General features: G+C 74.0%; 4 protein-coding genes. 1 reads left to right on the top strand and 3 read right to left on the bottom strand.

Annotated features, from left to right (window positions below; all coding sequences use genetic code 11):
- Nucleotides 1–43: 43 nt before the first annotated feature.
- The 3 genes from ADY01_RS32380 to ADY01_RS32370 all read right to left on the bottom strand — a co-directional run bounded on the left by ADY01_RS32380 (nt 44) and on the right by ADY01_RS32370 (nt 3,752).
- Nucleotides 44–1,012 (bottom strand): ABC transporter permease, encoded by a 969-nt coding sequence (locus tag ADY01_RS32380; protein WP_049580310.1) that lies wholly within the window; start codon nt 1,010–1,012, stop codon nt 44–46.
- Nucleotides 1,013–1,065: 53 nt separating this feature from the next.
- Nucleotides 1,066–2,670 (bottom strand): ABC transporter substrate-binding protein, encoded by a 1,605-nt coding sequence (locus ADY01_RS32375; protein ID WP_049580309.1) that lies wholly within the window; start codon nt 2,668–2,670, stop codon nt 1,066–1,068.
- 101 nt (nt 2,671–2,771) lie between these two features.
- Nucleotides 2,772–3,752: an acetylxylan esterase gene (locus ADY01_RS32370; RefSeq protein WP_049580308.1), complete on the bottom strand. Its 981-nt coding sequence runs from the start codon at nt 3,750–3,752 to the stop codon at nt 2,772–2,774.
- A gap of 136 nt (nt 3,753–3,888) precedes the next feature.
- Between ADY01_RS32370 and ADY01_RS32365 the strand changes: the two genes are divergently transcribed.
- Nucleotides 3,889–5,222 (top strand): lipase maturation factor family protein (locus ADY01_RS32365; RefSeq protein ID WP_049580307.1); only part of this gene is annotated, 1,334 nt, incomplete at its 3' end.

The raw sequence follows: 5,222 nt of genomic DNA, 5'->3' as shown, positions 1-5,222 counted from the left end.
GGGCTGTGCCAGGTGTCCGGGGTGGTGGGTGCGGTCATGGCGTTCACATCTCGTCGTGGTCGACCCGGGGGTCGGCGAGCCCGTAGAGGAGGTCGGCGAGGAGGTTGCCCGCGAGGACGGCGAGGGCGGAGAGCACGGTCAGGGCCGCGAGGAGGGGGAAGTCGGTCGAGGTCGCGGCGCGGACCGTCGCGGAGGCGATGCCGGGCCAGCTGAAGACGGTCTCGACCAGCAGCGCTCCGGTGATGAGTTCGGGGACGCGGGTGCCGATGAGGGTGAGCACCGGCAGCAGCCCGGAGCGCAGGGCGTGGCCGAGCAGCACGGTGCGTTCGCCCAGCCCGCGGGCGCGGGCGCCGCGCACCGGGTCCTCGTGCAGGGCGTCGGAGACGCCCTGCCGGACGTAGAGCACGAACCACGGCAGCTGGGAGACGGTGAGCACGGCGGCGGGCAGGACGAGGTGGCGCAGCAGGGCGCCGGCGGTGACCGTGGTGCCGTCGGCCTCGCCGAGGCCACCGGCCGGGAGGAGGTCGAGGCGGAGCGCGAAGAGCCAGATGGCCAGGAGCGCGAGCCAGAACGGCGGGGCGGCCTGGAGCGTGTAGCTCAGCGAGGTGACCACCCGGTCGAACGCCGAGCCCGGCCTGCGGGCGGCGAGCACGCCGAGCGCGGTGCCGAGCGAGACGGCCGCGGCGAAGGCGACCGCGCACAGCAGCACGGACCAGCCGAGGCGTTCGCCGATGACCTGGGAGACGGGCTGGCGCAGGGCGAGGGACTGGCCGAGGTCGCCGGTGAGGGCCGAGCCGAGCCAGGTCCACCACTGGGCGACGAAGGTGCCGTCGGCGTCGAGGTTCTCGCGGAGGCCGTCCAGCGTCTCCTGGGAGGCGCTCACGCCGCCCGAGCCGATGTACCGGCGCACCGGGTCGAACGGGGAGGCGGCGGCCACCGCGAACATCCCCAGCGTGACCAGCGCCAGCACCGGAACGGCGGCGAGCAGCCGCCGTCCGGCGAGCCGGGCCATGGCCGCCCAGGGAACGTTCCCCGTCCTCGCCCCGCGGACGGGGCGGGGCGCGGTCACGGGCGGACCCGCCAGTCCTCCACGTTCCACCAGGGGCCGTGCCCGAGGCCGTGGTCGTGGGGCTCGACCTGGGTGGTGACGTTCTCCCAGCCGTCGGCCATGACATAGACGTGGTCGATGTGGGTGAGGAAGGTGTACCCGGGGTCCTCGGCCAGCTCGCGCTGGACGGCGTCGTAGGCGGCCTCGCGCTCACCCCGGTCGCCGCTGCGCCGCCCGGTCTCGAGAAGCTCGTCCACGGCCGGGTTCCGGTAGCGGCCCATGTTGTGGTAACCGTCGCCGGCGAGTGCGGAGTTGAGCAGGGTGTAGAGGTCGAAGTCGGGGTCGGCCGGGTTGCCGCCGCCGGCGAGCACCGCGTCGGTGGCCATCTCCTCGTCGATGACCTCCCACGGGCCGGACTCCACCGTGATGTCGATGCCGACCGCCCCGGCGTCCTCCGCGTAGGCCAGGGCGTGCTCCTGCCGGAGCCGGTCGCCCGCCGGGTACCAGAGGGTGAACGCGGCGCGCTGCCCGTCCCTGGCCCTGGTCCCGTCCTCGGCCTCCTGCCAGCCGGCCTCGTCGAGAAGGCGCCCGGCGGCCTCGGGGTCGTGGGCCCGTTCGGTGCCCTCCGCGAACCAGGGGCTCGCGGTGGGGAGGGGGCCGTGGGCGACGTGCCCGGCGCCCTCCAGGATGGAGTCGACCATCAGCCGGCGGTCCACGGCGATGTCCAGGGCCCGGCGGATGGCGCGGTCGCCGGTGACGGGGTGGTCGGAGGGCAGGGTCACGGCCCGGAAGTCGCCGGACTCGGCGTGGAGGGTGTCGAGGCCCTCCTCGTCGGCGAACGTGGCGGCGAGGCTCGGCGGGAGCACGGCCGCGTCCAGGTCGCCGGAGCGCAGCCGGGTGGCACGCACGTCGTCGTCGGCGATGACCGCCATGGTCAGGCGCTTCACCTCGGGCTCGCCGCCCCAGTAGCCGGGGTTGGCCTCGAAGGTGAGGCGCTCGCCGCGCGTCCATCCGGTGACGACATAGGGGCCGGTGCCGACGGGCTCGGTGTTGTACGGGCCGGTGTTGACGTCCTGGCCGCCGGCCGCCTCGGCGGACGCGATGGGCAGCACGGTGCGGTCGGCGAAGGGCGCGTAGGGGTGGTCGAGGGTGAAGACCACGGTGTGGTCGCCGTCGGCACGGACGGACTCGACGGCGTCGAGGTCGCCCTTGGCGGCGTTGTTGGTGGCGTCGTCCAGGATCGTCTCGTAGGTGAAGACCACGTCCCGCGCGGTGAACGGCCGCCCGTCGCTGAACTCCACGCCCTCGCGCAGGGTGAACGTGTAGGTGAGGCCGTCGTCGCTGACCTCGGGCAGCGAGGTGGCGAGCGCGGGTTGGAGCTCCAGCTCGGCGTCGTGCCGCAGCAGGCCGTCGAAGATCTTGGAGTTGCCGTCCTTGCCGTAGCCGAGCAGCGGGCTGAGCGTCTCCGGCTCGGTGGCTATGCCGATGACGAGCGAGTCGTTCCCGTCGCCGTCGCCGCCCTCGCCTCCGTCCTCGCCGGGCGCGGAGCAGGCGGCGGCAGCCATCAGCGCGGCTGCCGCCGCCGTCGCGGCGATCCGTGTGCGTCGTGTCCGGGCCGTCATGGACCACACCCCTGATGAATGTTGTGCGTTATTGCGAACCGGTCGCAATTAAACAGCAGGAGGGGCGGCCCCTGTCCAGGGGTGGCCGGTGGGCGCCGGGGTCAGCCTCCGGCGCCGAGCCCGCGCGCGGCCAGCCAGTTGAGGTGCTTCACCGGCTGGGATCCGCGCCCGCCGCCGTGGTCCCCGAACTGCCAGATGGTCATGTCCTTCTCGCCCGCGTACCGGTGGTAGGCGGCGTAGACGGTGGAGGGCGGGCAGACCGGGTCCATCAGCCCGACGCTGAGGTGCGCGGGGGCGGTGGCCCTGGCGGCGAAGTGCTGCGCGTCGAAGTAGTTGAGCGTGGCGAACACCCCCGCCGGGTCCACCCGCCGGTGCGACCCGAGGTAGGTGACCAGCTCCCGGTACGGTCCGTCGGAGGCGACCTCGGCCCCGCGCCGGTAGTGGCTCAGGAACGGCACGTCGGCCAGGGCCGCGGCCACCGCGTCGCCGGCCAGGCCCGCGGCGGCGAGCGCGAGGCCGCCGCCCTGACTGCCGCCCTGGACGATGACGCGGTCCGCGTCCACGGCCGGGTGCGCGCGGATCGCGTCCACGGCCCGCACGCAGTCGGTCATCAGCCGCCGGTAGTAGAAGTTCTCGGGGCTGTCTATGCCGCGGGTCATGAAGCCGCCCACCCACTGCGCCGTCGGCACGGGGTCCGGGTCGGGGGTGTCGTGGCCCTGCCCCCGGCTGTCCACGATGAGATGCGCGTACCCGGCGGCACTCCAGAGAAGGTTCTCCGTGCACAGGCCGCGCCCGCCGCTGTACCCCTGGTAGGTCACGACCGCGGGCAGCGGCCCCTCGGCCCCGCGCGGCAGCAGCAGCCAGGCGGCGATCGGCTGCCCGCCCCAGCCGGGGAACCGCACGTCGAACACCTCGACGGTCGCGAGCCGGCTGTCCGGCACGAGCCGGTACTCGGCGGAGGTCCCACCCGCCGCGCGCGCGGCGGCCAGCGTCCTGGCCCAGAACCCGTCGAAGTCCTCCGGCTCGGGAACCCCCGGGCGGTAGTCGCGCAGCGCGTCCAGCGGCATGTCGGTCAACGGCATGTGGGCATCTCCTTACATCCCGGGGTGAACCGCGGGAGCCCAGAAATCGTGTATCGGCGAGAAGCTACGTGGCACCGCGTCCCAGGTCAACGGGCGTTGCCGCGTCATCCGGGCCGCGCGGTGGTACCCATGAGCCATGGACTGGATCGCCGCCCCCGACGCCTGGCTCAGCCGCCTGGTCCTCCAGCGCGGCATCGCCCTCGTCTACCTCGTGGCGTTCCTGGCGGCGCTGCGCGAGTTCCGCCTGCTGATCGGGGCCCGCGGACTCACGCCGGCGCCCGCCTTCCTGCGGGCCGTCCCGTTCCGCCACGCGCCGGGCATCTTCCAGTGGCGTTACTCCGACGGCCTGTTCGCCGCGGTGGCCTGGCTGGGCGCCGCCCTGGCCGCCGCGGTGGCGGCGGGCGCCGCGGACGCCGTTCCGCTGTGGGCGTCGATGGCGATGTGGGCCGCGCTGTGGGTGCTGTACCTCTCCGTGGTCGGCGTCGGCCAGACCTGGTACGGCTTCGGCTGGGAGTCGCTGCTGCTCGAGGCGGGCTTCCTCGCGATCTTCCTGGGCAACGACGACATCGCGCCGCCGACGTTCGGCCTCTACCTGGTGGTGTGGCTGGTCTTCCGCGTGGAGCTGGGCGCCGGGCTGATCAAGTGGCGCGGCGACCCGTGCTGGCGCAAGCTGACCTGCCTCTACCACCACCACGAGACCCAGCCGATGCCGGGCCCGCTGAGCTGGTTCTTCCACCGCCTGCCACGCCCGCTGCACCGGGTGGAGGCCGCGGCCAACCATGTGGCCCAACTCCTCGTGCCCTTCGCCCTCTTCACCCCGCAGCCCGCGGCCACCTGGGCGGCGGCCGTGGTCATCGTCACCCAGCTGTGGCTGGTCGCCTCGGGGAACTTCGCCTGGCTGAACTGGCTGACCATGATCCTCGCGGTCGCCGCCGTCGACGGCGCCCTGGCCGCGCGCCACCTCCCGCTGCCCTCCCCGCCCGCCCACCAGCCCGACGCACCCGCCTGGTTCATGGCCCTGCTCCTGGCCGCGACGGCGCTGGTGGCCTTCCTGAGCTACCGGCCGGTGCGCAACCTGCTCTCCTCCGACCAGGACATGAACCGGGCCTACAACAGCCTCCACCTGGTCAACAGCTACGGCGCCTTCGGCAGCGTCACGCGGCAGCGCCTCGAAATCGTCCTGGAGGGCACGAACGACCCGGATCCCGACGGCGATCCCGACGGCTCCACGCGGTGGGAGGCGTACGAGTTCCACGGCAAGCCGGGGAACGTACGCCGGCTTCCCCGCCAGTTCGCGCCGTTCCACCTGCGCCTCGACTGGATGATGTGGTTCGCCGCGCTGGCCCCGCACGCCCCGCAGCCCTGGCTCCGCGCCCTGGTCCAACGCCTGCTGGCGGGCGACCCCGCCGCCCCCCGCCTGCTGCGCGTGGACCCCTTCCCCGACCACCCCCCCGCCCCGGGGCGGGCCCG

The sequence above is a fragment of the Streptomyces sp. SBT349 genome, from assembly GCF_001083795.1.
Taxonomy (GTDB): domain Bacteria; phylum Actinomycetota; class Actinomycetes; order Streptomycetales; family Streptomycetaceae; genus Streptomyces.
The sequence above is the reverse complement of the archived record's forward strand: the minus strand, read 5'-3'. Positions and strand labels throughout refer to the sequence as shown.